Origin of the sequence: Neorhizobium alkalisoli, assembly GCF_007829835.1 — a bacterium.
GTDB lineage: Bacteria > Pseudomonadota > Alphaproteobacteria > Rhizobiales > Rhizobiaceae > Neorhizobium.
This window is the reverse complement of record NZ_VIWP01000002.1, coordinates 968,680-982,421: the sequence shown is the minus strand read 5'-3', so window position 1 is coordinate 982,421 and position 13,742 is coordinate 968,680. Positions and strand designations below refer to the sequence as shown.

Sequence of the window (13,742 nt, the reverse complement as noted above, 5' to 3'; positions counted from 1 at the left end):
AAAAGGCGGTCCGAAGACCGCCTTTTCCGTAACTGAACCGGTTGGCTCAGACATAAGACCTTAACGGTCTCACATCATGTCCATACCGCCCATGCCGCCCATGCCGCCCGGCATGCCAGCCGGAGCGTCCTTCTTCGGCAGCTCGGCGATCATGGCTTCGGTGGTGATCAGCAGCGAGGCAACCGAAGCTGCGTTCTGCAGAGCGGTGCGAACAACCTTGACCGGGTCGACGATGCCCATGGCGATCATGTCGCCATATTCAGACGTCTGGGCGTTGTAGCCGTAGTTGTCTTCGTTCTTGTCGAGGATCTTGCCGACAACGATCGAAGCTTCGTCACCAGCGTTTTCTGCGATCTGGCGAACCAGCGACTGCAGCGCCTTGCGGACGATGTTGATGCCGGCTTCCTGGTCTTCGTTGACGCCCTTGGCAGTGATCTTCGTGGAGGAACGCAGCAGAGCGGTACCACCGCCCGGTACGATGCCTTCCTGAACAGCAGCGCGCGTTGCGTTCAGAGCGTCGTCGATACGGTCCTTGCGTTCCTTGACTTCGATTTCCGTCGAGCCGCCAACGCGGATGACGGCAACGCCGCCAGCGAGCTTGGCAAGACGTTCCTGCAGCTTTTCGCGGTCGTAGTCAGAGGTGGTTTCTTCGATCTGAGCCTTGATCTGGGCAACGCGGCCTTCGATGTCAGCCTTGGCGCCAGCGCCGTCGACGACCGTCGTGTTTTCCTTGGAGATCGAAACCTTCTTGGAACGGCCGAGCATGTCGAGGGTGACGTTTTCGAGCTTGATGCCGAGGTCTTCGGAGATGACAGTGCCGCCCGTCAGGATGGCGATGTCTTCCAGCATGGCCTTGCGGCGGTCGCCGAAGCCAGGAGCCTTGACGGCAGCGATCTTGAGGCCGCCACGCAGCTTGTTGACGACGAGCGTAGCAAGCGCTTCGCCTTCGACGTCTTCAGCGATGATCAGGAGCGGCTTGCCGGTCTGAACGACGGCTTCCAGAACCGGGAGCATGGCCTGCAGGTTCGAGAGCTTCTTCTCGTGAAGGAGAATGAAAGCGTCGTCGAGATCGGCAACCATCTTTTCCGGGTTGGTCACGAAGTAGGGCGACAGGTAGCCGCGGTCGAACTGCATGCCTTCGACGACTTCGAGTTCGGTTTCAGCGGTCTTGGCTTCTTCGACGGTGATGACGCCTTCGTTGCCAACCTTCTGCATGGCTTCAGCAATGTCGTCACCGACCTGCTTGTCGCCGTTTGCGGAGATCGTGCCGACCTGGGCAACTTCAGCCGAGGTGGAGATCTTCTTTGCCTTTGCCTGCAGGTCCTTGACGACTTCTGCAACAGCGAGGTCGATACCGCGCTTCAGGTCCATCGGGTTCATGCCGGCAGCAACGGCCTTGGCGCCTTCGCGAACGATCGCGCGGGCCAGAACGGTTGCAGTCGTGGTGCCGTCGCCGGCGATGTCGTTGGTCTTCGAAGCAACTTCGCGGACCATCTGGGCGCCCATGTTTTCGAACTTGTCGTCGAGTTCGATTTCCTTGGCGACCGATACACCGTCCTTGGTGATGCGCGGAGCGCCGAAGGACTTGTCGATAACGACGTTACGACCCTTCGGGCCGAGGGTGACCTGCACTGCGTCAGCGAGGATGTCGACGCCGCGCAGCATCTTTTCGCGCGCAGAGCGGCCGAATTTTACTTCTTTAGCTGCCATTTTGAGAACTCCTGAAGAGGGTTGTCAGCGATATGCGATGAAGGCAAAAGGCTAGGAATTAGCCGATAATGCCCATGATGTCGGATTCCTTCATGATCAGAAGGTCTTCGCCGTCGAGCTTGACTTCGGTGCCCGACCACTTGCCGAACAGGACGCGGTCGCCGGCCTTGACTTCGAGAGCAACGATATTGCCCTTTTCGTCACGGGTGCCGGTGCCGACGGCGACGATTTCGCCTTCCTGCGGCTTTTCCTTGGCGGTGTCGGGGATGATGATGCCACCCTTGGTCTTGGCTTCAGACTCGACGCGACGAACGACGACGCGGTCGTGCAGGGGGCGGAAATTGGTGCTTGCCATTGTCTTAATCCCTCGATCAAATGACATGGACGGATTTTTCAGATCCGTATCGATGTGTTTAGCACTCGTCTCTTCAGAGTGCTAACGGCGCCGGAGATAAGGGGTGCTCCCGGCCGAGTCAAGGATATCGCCTAAATTTCACAGCTGGGCGACAACCCATGCGAAATAGCCTTAACGGCAGAAAAGCATGGTTCCTCCGGCAGGCGGGCTTGAAGCATCAAAGTTTGGTGGAAGCATGGCACCGGCTGCAATCTCCCTGATTGGTCTACCGGCTAAATTTGCTGCGGCGCGGCATGAAAAGCGCCGGCCTACCGCAAATCTCCTTGCCATCCTCGTTCAGCTTTGCGACATCAGCGCCATCTGAAACGACCGGATAGGCAGGCATGGTAGAGCGCATCGGCAATCTGACAGACGTTATCGGCGGATATGACGTTGTCCTCTCGGATGTCTGGGGCGTCGTGCATAACGGCGTCGAAGTTTTTCAGCATTCCTGCAAGGCACTGGCCGCGGCACGGGCCGCGGGTGCGACCGTCGTGCTCATCACCAATTCGCCGCGCCCGGCACCCGGCGTCATCGAACAGATGAAGGCGCTCGGCGTTCCGGACGGCACCTATGACCGCATCGTCACCTCGGGCGACGTGACCCGCCATCTGGTTGCCGAAGGTCCGAAAAAGGTGTTTTTGCTCGGCCCGGAGCGTGACCTCAACTTCTTCGACGGTCTCGACATCGAGATCGTCGGCAAGGACGAGGCCGACTGCGTCGTCTGCACCGGCTTTTTCGACGACGAAAAGGAAGTGCCGGAAGACTATACCGACATGCTGAAGGCCTGGGTGAAGCGCGACGTGCCGCTGATCTGCGCCAATCCGGACCTGATCGTCGAGCGAGGCCACAAGATGATCCCCTGCGCCGGCGCCGTTGCCGCCTATTACGAGCAGCTGGGCGGCAAGCAGCGCGTTGCCGGCAAGCCGCATCGGCCGATCTATGAAGAAGCCCTGGCGATTGCCCGCGAAGAGCGCGGCGATTTCGACAAGGCCCGCGTTCTCGCCATCGGCGACGGCATGCCGACCGACGTGCGCGGCGCGCTTTCCCAAGGTCTGGATCTGCTTTATGTCAGCGGTGGCATCCATGTCGCGGAATACACCGTCAATGGCGAGACCGACGAGGCGATCCTAAAAGCCTGGCTGAAGAGCGAGAATGCTGCGCCGAAATACTGGATGCCGCGCCTGGCTTGATGCATCGGGCATAACGACACGGCCTAACGGAATTCATTCGCATGACGGTCTTCCATCGAAACGAGAAGAAGGAACCCTTGCCCGACGCGCTGAAGGGCGGCGTTGTGGCAATCGGCAATTTCGACGGCGTCCATCGCGGGCACCGCAGCGTTCTCGACCGCGCGCTTGCAATCGCCGAGGAGCGCGGCATTCCGGCTCTGGTCCTCACCTTCGAGCCGCATCCGCGCAGCGTCTTCAAGCCGGATACGCCGGTGTTCCGTCTCACCCCAGCACCGCTCAAGGCCCGGATTCTGGAAGCCATGGGCTTTCATTCCGTCATCGAATATCCGTTCACGCCCGAATTCGCCGGCCGTTCGGCGGAAGAATTCATCCAGACTATTCTGGTCGACTGGCTCGGTGCGAAAGCGATCGTCACCGGGTTCGATTTCCATTTCGGCAAGGGCAGGGAAGGCGGCCCGGCCTTTCTGATGGCGTCCGGCAAGCGGCACGGTTTCGACGTTTCGCTGATGGATGCGTTTCGCGATGAAAATGCCGAAGTGATCTCCTCGAGCCGCATCCGCGACATGCTGGGCGAAGGCGACGTTGCGGGCGCTGCCGGCCTGCTCGGTTATCGCTACACGGTCGAGGCGGAAGTCATCGATGGCGAAAAGCTCGGCCGCCAGCTCGGCTTCCCGACCGCCAACATGCGCCTGCCCAGGGAAACGGAACTGAAGGCCGGCATCTACGCCGTCCGCTTCCGCCGCCCCGACGGCTCGCTTTTCGACGGCGTCGCCAGCTACGGCCGCCGCCCGACGGTGACGGACAATGGCGCACCGCTGCTCGAAACCTATCTTTTCGATTTTTCGGGAAGCCTCTATGGCGAAGTCTGCTCCGTAAGCTTCTTCGGCCATCTGCGCGATGAGCTGAAATTCGACGGGCTGGATCCGCTGGTCGCCCAGATCAAGCGGGACGAGGAGGAGGCGAGGGCGCTGCTTTCGGGTGTCAGGCCGCTTGGCGAGCTGGACGCAACCATCGCTTTCTGAGCTCTAGAACCGTCTTTTCTCACGGTTGCCTTATGCTGCACAGCAGCATTTTAAATCGATTGAATCCTCTAAGTCTTTGCTTGCGCTTTATCAGTTTCAGGTGATTTAGTGAGTGCAGCGCGGGAGTCGCGCGACTGGTGAGGAAATCTGACATGAACAATCGTTATGGTACGGCGGCCTGCTGGCTGCTTGTCATTCCCTATATAGGGCTGCTCTGGGTCCCTTTTTACAATCAGCATGACCCCGTCCTGTTCGGCTTCCCGTTCTTCTACTGGTACCAGCTCGGCTGGGTGCCGGTGACTGCTTTCGTGACCTGGATCGCTTACCGGAGCATGCGCCATGACGACTGAAATCGATCCGATGGCGCTTGGCGTCTTTGTCTTCTTCTTCATCCTGGTCACCGTCATGGGTTTTGTCGCCTCCCGCTGGCGCGCCCCGAAATCCATGGCCCATATCGACGAATGGGGTCTTGGCGGCCGCTCTTTCGGGACCTGGATCACCTGGTTCCTGGTCGGCGGTGATTTTTACACAGCCTATACCGTCATCGCCGTTCCAGCGCTTGTCTACACGGTCGGCGCCTATGGCTTTTTCGCGCTGCCCTATACGATCGTCGTTTATCCCTTCGTTTTCATGGTCATGCCGATCCTCTGGAAGCGAGCCAAGGATTTTGGTTATGTGACGGCGGGCGATGTCGTACATGGCCAATATGGCTCGCGCGGGCTGGAGCTTGCGGTCGCTGCCACCGGTGTCATCGCGACCATGCCCTACATTGCCCTGCAGCTGGTCGGCATGACCGCGGTCCTGAAGGCGCTCGGCCTGCATGGTGAGCTGCCGCTGGCGATCGCCTTCATCATTCTGGCGCTCTACACCTATTCCGCCGGCCTGCGCGCGCCGGCGCTGATCGCCTTCGTCAAGGACATCATGATCTATATCGCCGTCATCGCGGCGGTGGCGGTCATCCCGTCAAAACTGGGCGGTTATGAAAACGTCTTCAACTCGGCGGCCGCCGCGTTCGAGGCCAAGGGCTCCGGCAGCCTTCTGCTCGGCGGCAATCAGTATGTCGCCTATGCGACGCTGGCGTTCGGCTCCGCGCTTGCGGCCTTCATGTATCCGCACACGCTGACCGGCATTTTCGCCTCCAACAGTGGCAATACGATCCGCAAGAACGCGGTTCTGCTGCCGGCCTATACACTCCTGCTCGGCCTTCTCGCTTTGCTCGGTTACATGGGCCATGCCGCGGGCCTGAAATTATCCAGCGCCAATGACGTCGTGCCGGCCCTGTTCCAGACGCTCTTCCCGAGCTGGTTCGCGGGTTTTGCCTTCGCGGCGATCGCCATCGGCGCGCTCGTCCCAGCCGCCGTCATGTCGATCGGCGCGGCCAACCTTTTCACTCGCAATTTCTGGAAGGCCTATGTCAACCCGGCGGTCGATCCGGCCGGCGAGGCGAAGGTCGCCAAAATAACCTCACTCGTCGTCAAGGTCGGCGCTCTCCTGGTCATCCTGTTCCTGCCGACGCAGTTCGCCCTCGACCTGCAGCTGCTCGGCGGCATCTGGATCCTGCAGACCCTGCCGGCCCTGGTCTTCGGCCTCTATACCAATTGGTTCCGGGCGCCCGGCCTGCTCGCCGGCTGGTTCGTCGGCTTCTTCGGCGGCACCTATCTGGTCTGGGCCAACGGCCTGAAGCCGCTGCAGGCGCTCAGCCTCGGCGGCGCGCCCTTCACGGTCTATATCGGCCTGCTGGCGCTGGTGGTGAACATCGTCGTTGCGGTGATCGTTAATGCGGTGATGCCGAAGGCGGCTGTTGCGCGGGCATAGACATCACGTTGACACATCGGGCCGGCGGCGCAGGTCGCCGGCTTTCCTATCTCAGCAGTCTGCTGTCGAAAGGATAGCGGTATGCGGTCTCGATCCGAATGCTGTCCGCGCCGGCATGCCGAGGATTGATCAGGATATTCCGTGCCTGCGGCATCACCGCGCTTGGCACGTCAATCAGGCACCTGGCGTCACTGCTCAAAAGGCTTGTGCCCAGATCCTGTGTGGCTCTGAGGTCCCGCAAATCGACATCAGTCTCGCTAAGCCGGTGGACTGGCAGGCCTTCCGGGCAGGCAATCTTTAAAAGGGTGTAATCCGTCGGGATCTCGTCGAGATCGACGTGTACCAGAATTTCCAGAAGCGCCGTTGATGGATGGTCCGAGCAATAAACGACCGCATTTCCGCGCCTGTGCCATCTGCCGGCGGCGAGCAGTCCGCCCCGGCCACTGAGATCCGCATAATTGGAGATCCGCCACAGATACACGGCTAGACATAGATCCCGTGATCGATCTGCATCAGCGCTTCCTCCACCAGCCGCGCGCCCGTCTCGGAAACGAGAAGGTCGATGGGGGTAACCCCATGCATGGCGCGGCTCGGCTTGCGCAGCCAGTTCTGGGCTTTTTTCCTCTCGCCGAAAACCCGGTCGGCCAGTTCGCTGATCCGCAATATCCGCTGGGCGCTGTCGTTTTCCGACACGGTGAGAGGCTCACCCTTTTCGATGCGCCGGGCCAGCGTTCGGCGGGGAGCGACGAACCTGTAGATCTCGTCGATCGAAAAGCCGTATTGTTTCAGCTGCTCGACCGAGCGGCCGTCGAAATGCCTCATCTGCCCGCCGGTCGCTGTGTTGAGCAATTCCTGTGTCGAGACCAGTGCAACTGTCGTCATCATGTCTCTCGATGTCTGTTTGGGCCATTTGCCATCAAATCTAGGCGCATTTGGCCAGGACTTCAATCCGGCTCAATGAACCCCTTCCTTTCCGCCGCAAAACCCCTTAATAACCGCCGTCATGAAAAAGCTCCGGCTGAGCCCATCGATACGAATTATCGGCCCGGCTTTCTGCGCTGCCTGAGAGGCTGCGGGAAGGTCCGGGATTTCGGCGCCTCCTGACAGCGCCTCCGCCACCGAATTTCATCGACACATACGCCCCGATATCCAAGCGGCGCCAGCAACGATTGCCTGATCTCATGACCGACACTGCCGAAAAGCTCGACTATTCCAAAACCCTCTACCTGCCTGAAACCGAATTCCCGATGCGCGCCGGCCTGCCGCAGAAGGAGCCGGAAACGGTCGCCCGCTGGCAGGAGATGGATCTTTACAAGAAGCTTCGCGCCTCCGCCGCCGGCCGCGAAAAATTCGTGCTGCACGACGGCCCTCCCTATGCCAACGGCAATATCCATATCGGCCACGCGCTGAACAAGATCCTGAAGGACGTCATCACCCGCTCGTTCCAGATGCGCGGTTATGACTCGAACTACGTTCCGGGCTGGGATTGCCACGGCCTGCCGATCGAGTGGAAGATCGAGGAAGAGAACTACCGCGCCAAGGGTAAGGCGAAGCCCGACCTGAAGCAGCCGGCCGCGATGATCGAATTCCGCAAGGAATGCCGCGCCTATGCCGAAAAGTGGATCAAGATCCAGGGCGACGAGTTCAAGCGCCTCGGCATCGTCGGCGATTTCGACAATCCCTATCTGACGATGAATTTTCACGCAGAAAGCCGCATCGCCGGCGAACTCTTGAAGATCGCCATGAGCGGCCAGCTCTATCGCGGTTCCAAGCCGATCATGTGGTCGGTCGTCGAACGCACCGCGCTGGCGGAAGCGGAAGTCGAATACCACGATTACGAGAGCGACACGATCTGGGTGAAGTTCCCGGTCAGCAATGGCCCGGCAGCTCTCTCTGACGCCCATGTCGTCATCTGGACCACCACGCCCTGGACCATTCCGGGCAACCGCGCCATCGCCTATTCGCCGAAGGTCGCTTACGGCCTTTACGAGGTCACGGCCGCCGAGAACGATTTCGGCCCGCGTCCGGATGAAAAGCTGATCTTTGCTGACAAGCTCGCTGAAGAATCCGCGGCCAAGGCAAAGCTCGCCTTCAAGCGCGTTGCAGATGTGTCTGCAGCCGACCTCGCAGCCATCACCGCAGCCCATCCCCTAAAAGACCTCGGCTACGACTTCGCCGTTCCGCTCCTCCCCGGCGACCACGTCACCGATGACGCCGGTACCGGTTTCGTCCACACCGCGCCGTCCCACGGCCGTGAGGACTTCGAGGCCTGGATGTCCTCGGTCAAGGAGCTCGAAGCCCGCGGCATCGATCCGCGCATCCCGTTCCCGGTCGACGATTCCGGTACCTACACCGCCGACGCCCCCGGTTTCGAGGGGGCGCGCGTCATGGACGATAACGGCAAGAAGGGCGATGCCAATGACCGCGTCATCAAGGCGCTGATCGAACGTAATGCGCTGTTCGCCCGCGGTCGTCTAAAACATTCCTATCCGCATTCCTGGCGTTCCAAGAAGCCGATCATCTTCCGCAACACGCCGCAATGGTTCGTCTATATGGACAAGGACCTGAAGGACGGCACGACGCTGCGCACCCGTGCGCTTTCGGCGATCGACGATACCCGTTTCGTCCCCGCCGCCGGCCAGAACCGCCTGCGCGCCATGATCGAGCAGCGCCCGGACTGGGTTCTGTCCCGCCAGCGCGCCTGGGGCGTCCCGATCTGCGTTTTTGCCGATGAAGAAGGCAATGTCCTGCAGGACGAAGAGGTCAATGCCCGCATTCTCGAAGCCTTCGATGCAGAAGGTGCGGACGCCTGGTTCGCCGCCGGCGCCAAGGAACGCTTCCTCGGCAACAAGCATGACGCGGCCAAGTGGTCGCAGGTCATGGACATTCTCGATGTCTGGTTCGACTCGGGCTCGACCCACACGTTCACGCTGGAAGACCGCCCGGACCTGAAATGGCCGGCCGACGTCTATCTCGAAGGCTCCGACCAGCATCGCGGCTGGTTCCATTCCTCGCTGCTGGAATCGGCAGCCACCCGCGGCCGCGCGCCTTATGACACGGTCATCACTCATGGCTTCACCATGGATGAAAAGGGCCAGAAGATGTCGAAGTCGCTCGGCAACGTCGTCTCGCCGCAGGACGTCATGAAGGATGCCGGCGCCGATATCCTGCGTCTCTGGGTCATGACCACGGATTATTGGGAAGACCAGCGCCTCGGCAAGACGATTATCCAGACCAATGTCGATGCGTACCGCAAGCTGCGCAACACGATCCGCTGGATGCTCGGCACGCTCGCCCATGACGAAGGCGAGGAGATCGCCTATGCCGAACTGCCGGAACTCGAAAAGCTGATGCTGCATCGTTTGCACGAGCTCGATAAGCTCGTCCGCGACGGCTACGATGCCTTCGAATTCAAGAAGATCGCCCGCGCTCTGATTGATTTCGCCAATATCGAGCTCTCGGCCTTCTATTTCGACATCCGCAAGGACGCGCTTTATTGCGACGCTCCGTCCTCGCTGCGCCGTCGTTCGGCCCTGTCGGTCATCCGCAAGATCTTTGATTGCATGGTGACCTGGCTTGCGCCGATGCTGCCCTTCACAACGGAAGAGGCATGGCTGTCCCTGAAGCCGGCTGCGGTTTCGGTTCACCTCGAACAGTTCCCGTCGATCCCGGCCGAATGGCAGAATGAGGCGGTGGAAACCAAGTGGGAAAAGATCCGCAAGGTCCGCTCGGTTGTCACGGGCGCGCTCGAAATCGAGCGCAAGGACAAGCGTATCGGCTCTTCGCTGGAAGCGGCTCCTGTCGTCTACGTGTCGGATGCCGAGCTTCTGAAGGCGCTGGAAGGCCAGGAATTCGAGGAAACCTGCATCACTTCGGCCATCACGATCACGGCAAGTGAAGGCCCGGAAACGGCCTTCCGCCTGTCGGACGTGCCGGGCGTTGCAGTCGATCCGAAGCTGGCGGAGGGCGTCAAATGCGCCCGTTCCTGGCGTGTGACGAGCGATGTCGGCTCCGATCCGGCCTATCCGGATGTCTCGGCCCGCGATGCCGTGGCGCTGCATGAACTGGCCGCTCTCGGCCGGCTCTGAACGACTAAATATGCCGGATGATTGCGCTTTGGTGTGTCATCCGGTATTCCTGCCTGAAATTGGCCGGATTTTTCCGGCACCTGCATTTTAGTGGTTTGCGAGGCGTCAAGGACGGGCGCCGCTGGTAGGGGTTTGATGAAAACGACATACGTATTTCGTGTCGGCATGAGCGCGGCCGGCATTCTTGCCGCGAGCCTGACCCTTTCGGGCTGCGTCGGCAGCCCAACCTACGGTACTGACAAGACCGCGATGGAACAGCTTGGCGATGACCTCGGCAATGTCGTGTCGATCGGCTCCAGCCGCGAGGACAAGACCAGCAAGCTGCGTTACAATCCGCGTCCGACCCTGGTTGTCTCCAGCAATCCGAACGCCACCTCCGGCGCACCGCTTCCGGCACCGCAGACCTCGCTTGCCAACCGCGAGAACAACCCGAACTGGGTGGAATCTCCGGAAGAGACGCGTGACCGTCTGCGTCTTGAAGCCGAGAACAATGAAAAGAACCAGAACTACCGCTCGCCGCTCCTGAGCGGTCGCGGCCAGGCTGGCCAGATGACCGAATCGGAAAAGTGGGAAGCTTTCCGCAAGGCCAAGCAGGATGCCGAGACGGTGGATATCAATTCCCGTCGTCGCTCGCTGTCCGAGCCGCCGGCACAGTATCGTGCCGCAGACGCCTCCGCCCTTCAGGATCTCGGCGAATCGGAAAACGACAAGGAAAAGCGCCGCAAGAAGGAAGCCGAAAAGGCGTCCCAGTCGTCCAATTCCAGCTGGTGGCAGCCCTTCCAATAAGCCACCCACCGGTTGGCTCGGCTGTTACAGGCCGCCCTCTCGGTCTCGCTTGCTGCGAAAGAAATCGACCAGAAGTGCCGAAGCATCCGTTTCGGCAAGTCCCGAATAAACGTCCGGCGCATGATGGCAGGTCGGTTGCGTGAAGAACCGCACGCCATTGTCCACAGCGCCACCTTTAAGATCTTCCGCACCGTAATAAAGCCGGCGAATGCGCGCGAAAGAGATTGCCGCGGCGCACATCGTGCAGGGTTCCAGGGTCACGTAGAGATCGGCGCCGGAAAGCCGCTCCTGGCCGAGCAGGGCGGAAGCCTCTCGGATCACGGCGATTTCGGCATGGGCGGTAATGTCGTTTTCGGCCCGCGTACGGTTGCCGGAACGGGCGACGATGGCGCCGTCGATGACGAGAACCGCGCCGACCGGCACCTCGCCGCGGTCTGCGGCGGCGAAAGCTTCCTGGAGCGCCGCATCCATGAATTTTGCGCTATTCGTCATTTCCGCGATTTCCTCTTAACCCGGATCGCGCGAACTGATAGGAAACATCCAACTGGATGTCCGGCGGCGGACACGAACCGTATATATTCAACACGAACTAGAACACGAACAAGAATGTCCGGATCATTCCGTTAGACATCACGCTTCAGGCAAATAGCAAATGACCTTCAAAGACAAGCCGAAGCGCGGCGAGGCAAGGACCTTCGTTCGCGAAATCAAGCCGAAGGCGGCACCGAAAGACGGCGCAGCGGTAAAATCCGATGCAAGCCCCAAGAAGCGGGCTGCCTCGAAGGCTGCTGCCGACAAGCCCGCAAAGGTGTTTCGCCGCCAGGCAGACACGCCGGCTGCGGCCAGCGGCGACGGCAAGCCGGAACGCATTTCGAAGATTCTCGCCCGCGCCGGTGTCGCATCGCGTCGCGATGTCGAGCGGATGATTCTTGAGGGCCGTGTCCGTCTCAACGGCAAGCTTCTGGAAACGCCGGTCGTCAACGCGACCCTCGAAGACTCGATCGAGGTGGATGGCGCCCCGATCCGTGGCATCGAGCGCACGCGCCTGTGGCTTTACCACAAGCCCGGCGGTCTGGTGACGACCAATTCCGATCCGGAAGGCCGCCCAACCGTATTCGAAAACTTGCCCGGCGACCTGCCGCGCGTGCTTTCGATCGGCCGCCTCGACATCAATACCGAAGGCCTGCTGCTTCTGACCAATGACGGCGGTCTGTCGCGCGTGCTGGAACTGCCGACCACCGGCTGGCTGCGCCGTTACCGCGTCCGCGCCCATGGCGAGGTCGATCAGGAAGCGCTCGACAAGCTGAAGGACGGCATTGCCGTCGACGGCGTGCTTTACGGTGCGATCGAAGCGACGCTCGACCGCAGCCAGGGTCGTAACGTCTGGATCACCATGGGTCTGCGCGAAGGCAAGAACCGCGAAATCAAGAACGTGCTCGGCGCGCTCGGTCTTGAGGTCAACCGCCTGATCCGCATTTCCTATGGCCCGTTCCAGCTCGGCGACCTGCCGGAAGGCCAAGTTCTTGAAGTCCGTGGCCGCACCCTGCGTGACCAGCTCGGCCCGCGCCTGATCACGGAAGCCAAGGCGAATTTCGACGCGCCGATCTATAACGAGCGCGACGGCGACGATGCCGACGAAAAGCCCGCCCGTGCCGAGCGCTCGGCCTGGACGCAGCAGAAGCCGGAAAGATCCGAGCGTCCGCGTGGTGGCGATCGCTCCGACGACCGCCGCGAAAAGGCGCTTGGCCGTCTCGACACGAAGCGTGACGACCGCAAGTTCTCGGATAAGCCCCGCGGTGCAAAGCCGTTCGGCGGTCGCGATCAGGAGAGCAGCGAAGAGCGTCCGAAGAAGCGCCCGCCGATGGGCACGAGCCGCACGGCCAATGTCTGGATGGCTCCGGGCGCCCGCCCGACCACTGACGACAGGGGCCGCAAGACCTCTGCGCGTGCGCAGGCGGAAGAACTGTTCAAGAAGCCGTCGCCCCAGAACGACCGCCCCGTCGTCGTCAACCGCGCCGCGGAAGACAATGACTGGATCCGCGCCGATGGCCCAGACACTTCGGAAAAGGGTGGTTTCGGCCGCAAGGGTGGTTTTGGCGATCGACAGGATCGTGGCGACCGTCCTCCGCGTGGTGACCGTCCCTATGGCGACCGCAAGCCGCGTGCGGATGGCGACCGTCCGGCCCGTTCCTTCTCGGCCGGCGAAGGCCGTTCCGAGCGCCCCCGTGGCGAACGCTCCTTTGGTGATCGCCCCCCGCGTGGTGATCGTCCTTATGGCGACAAGCCGCGTGGCGACCGTTCCTTCGGTGACCGCCCTCGTGGAGACCGCAAGCCGCGCGAGGACGGTGACCGTCCCGCTCGTTCCTTCGGTGCCGGCGAAGGCCGCTCCGATCGTCCGCGTGGCGACCGCCCGTATGGCGATAAGCCCCGTGGTGACCGTCCCTTTGGTGATCGCCCCTATGGTGACCGCAAGCCGCGCGAAGATGGTGATCGTCCCGCCCGTTCCTTCTCCGACCGTCCGGCACGCGGCGAGCGCCCGGCGGGCGATCGTCCCTTCGGTGACAAGCCGCGTGGGGGCAAGCCAGGTGGAAAGCCGTTTGGCGGCAAGCCCGGCGGTCGTCCCGCAGGTGGCAAGAGCTTCGGCGGCAAGCCGGGCGGCTCCGGCAAGCCCGGTGGACGTCCTGCAGGCGGCAGCGGCAGGCCGGGGGGCAAGCCCCGGACGCCGAGAGGCTAA

Annotated in this window: 12 protein-coding genes; 7 read left to right on the top strand and 5 right to left on the bottom strand. The window is 61.4% G+C overall.

The features are described 5' to 3' along the window. Positions 1 to 69 precede the first annotated feature (69 nt). Complete coding sequence (gene groL, locus FHW37_RS10580; protein WP_145635779.1) at positions 70 to 1,710, bottom strand: chaperonin GroEL; 1,641 nt, start codon at positions 1,708 to 1,710, stop codon at positions 70 to 72. 58 nt (positions 1,711 to 1,768) lie between these two features. Further along, positions 1,769 to 2,065 (bottom strand): co-chaperone GroES, encoded by a 297-nt coding sequence (gene groES / locus FHW37_RS10575; protein ID WP_145635776.1) that lies wholly within the window; start codon positions 2,063 to 2,065, stop codon positions 1,769 to 1,771. Positions 2,066 to 2,448: 383 nt separating this feature from the next. Between groES and FHW37_RS10570 the strand changes: the two genes are divergently transcribed. From FHW37_RS10570 to mctP, 4 genes are all read left to right on the top strand, one after another. Next, the gene (locus FHW37_RS10570) at positions 2,449 to 3,297 is read left to right on the top strand and encodes a TIGR01459 family HAD-type hydrolase (RefSeq protein ID WP_145635774.1); all 849 of its coding nucleotides are present in this window, start codon (positions 2,449 to 2,451) and stop codon (positions 3,295 to 3,297) included. A 41-nt stretch (positions 3,298 to 3,338) separates the two neighbouring features. Beyond that, on the top strand, positions 3,339 to 4,319 hold the full coding sequence (locus FHW37_RS10565; RefSeq protein ID WP_145635772.1) for a bifunctional riboflavin kinase/FAD synthetase: 981 nt from the start codon (positions 3,339 to 3,341) through the stop codon (positions 4,317 to 4,319). Between the two features lie 152 nt (positions 4,320 to 4,471). Continuing rightward, positions 4,472 to 4,669: a DUF3311 domain-containing protein gene (locus FHW37_RS10560; protein WP_145635770.1), complete on the top strand. Its 198-nt coding sequence runs from the start codon at positions 4,472 to 4,474 to the stop codon at positions 4,667 to 4,669. Continuing rightward, entirely contained in the window at positions 4,659 to 6,134 is a 1,476-nt protein-coding gene (mctP, locus tag FHW37_RS10555) for a monocarboxylate uptake permease MctP (protein WP_145635768.1), read from the top strand. The genes FHW37_RS10560 and mctP overlap by 11 nt, the downstream gene beginning before the upstream one ends. Positions 6,135 to 6,180: 46 nt before the next feature. Here mctP and FHW37_RS10550 read toward each other — a convergent pair whose 3' ends face one another. Then, positions 6,181 to 6,615 (bottom strand): RES family NAD+ phosphorylase, encoded by a 435-nt coding sequence (locus tag FHW37_RS10550; RefSeq protein ID WP_145635766.1) that lies wholly within the window; start codon positions 6,613 to 6,615, stop codon positions 6,181 to 6,183. Positions 6,616 to 6,617: 2 nt separating this feature from the next. Then, positions 6,618 to 7,016 (bottom strand): antitoxin Xre/MbcA/ParS toxin-binding domain-containing protein, encoded by a 399-nt coding sequence (locus FHW37_RS10545; protein WP_246690722.1) that lies wholly within the window; start codon positions 7,014 to 7,016, stop codon positions 6,618 to 6,620. Positions 7,017 to 7,315: 299 nt separating this feature from the next. Here FHW37_RS10545 and ileS point away from each other — a divergent pair, with 299 nt between their 5' ends. Both ileS and FHW37_RS10535 read left to right on the top strand, forming a co-directional pair. After that, positions 7,316 to 10,222, top strand: a complete 2,907-nt coding sequence (gene ileS / locus FHW37_RS10540) for an isoleucine--tRNA ligase (protein WP_145635761.1) — start codon at positions 7,316 to 7,318, stop codon at positions 10,220 to 10,222. Positions 10,223 to 10,357: 135 nt separating this feature from the next. Further along, positions 10,358 to 11,008, top strand: a complete 651-nt coding sequence (locus tag FHW37_RS10535) for a hypothetical protein (protein WP_145635759.1) — start codon at positions 10,358 to 10,360, stop codon at positions 11,006 to 11,008. A 24-nt stretch (positions 11,009 to 11,032) separates the two neighbouring features. On the opposite strand, the gene FHW37_RS10530 is transcribed toward FHW37_RS10535, so the two are convergent. Next, the gene (locus FHW37_RS10530) at positions 11,033 to 11,500 is read right to left on the bottom strand and encodes a nucleoside deaminase (protein ID WP_145635756.1); all 468 of its coding nucleotides are present in this window, start codon (positions 11,498 to 11,500) and stop codon (positions 11,033 to 11,035) included. A 160-nt stretch (positions 11,501 to 11,660) separates the two neighbouring features. Between FHW37_RS10530 and FHW37_RS10525 the strand changes: the two genes are divergently transcribed. Beyond that, entirely contained in the window at positions 11,661 to 13,742 is a 2,082-nt protein-coding gene (locus tag FHW37_RS10525; RefSeq protein ID WP_145635754.1) for a pseudouridine synthase, read from the top strand.

What these genes read in the sequence shown, in the direction of transcription:
- groL (WP_145635779.1), bottom strand. Translation starts at nt 1,710, where the DNA reads ATGGCAGCTAAAGAAGTAAAATTCGGCCGCTCTGCGCGCGAAAAGATG.
- groES (WP_145635776.1), bottom strand. Translation starts at nt 2,065, where the DNA reads ATGGCAAGCACCAATTTCCGCCCCCTGCACGACCGCGTCGTCGTTCGT.
- FHW37_RS10570 (WP_145635774.1), top strand. Translation starts at nt 2,449, where the DNA reads ATGGTAGAGCGCATCGGCAATCTGACAGACGTTATCGGCGGATATGAC.
- FHW37_RS10565 (WP_145635772.1), top strand. Translation starts at nt 3,339, where the DNA reads ATGACGGTCTTCCATCGAAACGAGAAGAAGGAACCCTTGCCCGACGCG.
- FHW37_RS10560 (WP_145635770.1), top strand. Translation starts at nt 4,472, where the DNA reads ATGAACAATCGTTATGGTACGGCGGCCTGCTGGCTGCTTGTCATTCCC.
- mctP (WP_145635768.1), top strand. Translation starts at nt 4,659, where the DNA reads ATGACGACTGAAATCGATCCGATGGCGCTTGGCGTCTTTGTCTTCTTC.
- FHW37_RS10545 (WP_246690722.1), bottom strand. Translation starts at nt 7,016, where the DNA reads ATGACGACAGTTGCACTGGTCTCGACACAGGAATTGCTCAACACAGCG.
- ileS (WP_145635761.1), top strand. Translation starts at nt 7,316, where the DNA reads ATGACCGACACTGCCGAAAAGCTCGACTATTCCAAAACCCTCTACCTG.
- FHW37_RS10535 (WP_145635759.1), top strand. Translation starts at nt 10,358, where the DNA reads ATGAAAACGACATACGTATTTCGTGTCGGCATGAGCGCGGCCGGCATT.
- FHW37_RS10530 (WP_145635756.1), bottom strand. Translation starts at nt 11,500, where the DNA reads ATGACGAATAGCGCAAAATTCATGGATGCGGCGCTCCAGGAAGCTTTC.
- FHW37_RS10525 (WP_145635754.1), top strand. Translation starts at nt 11,661, where the DNA reads ATGACCTTCAAAGACAAGCCGAAGCGCGGCGAGGCAAGGACCTTCGTT.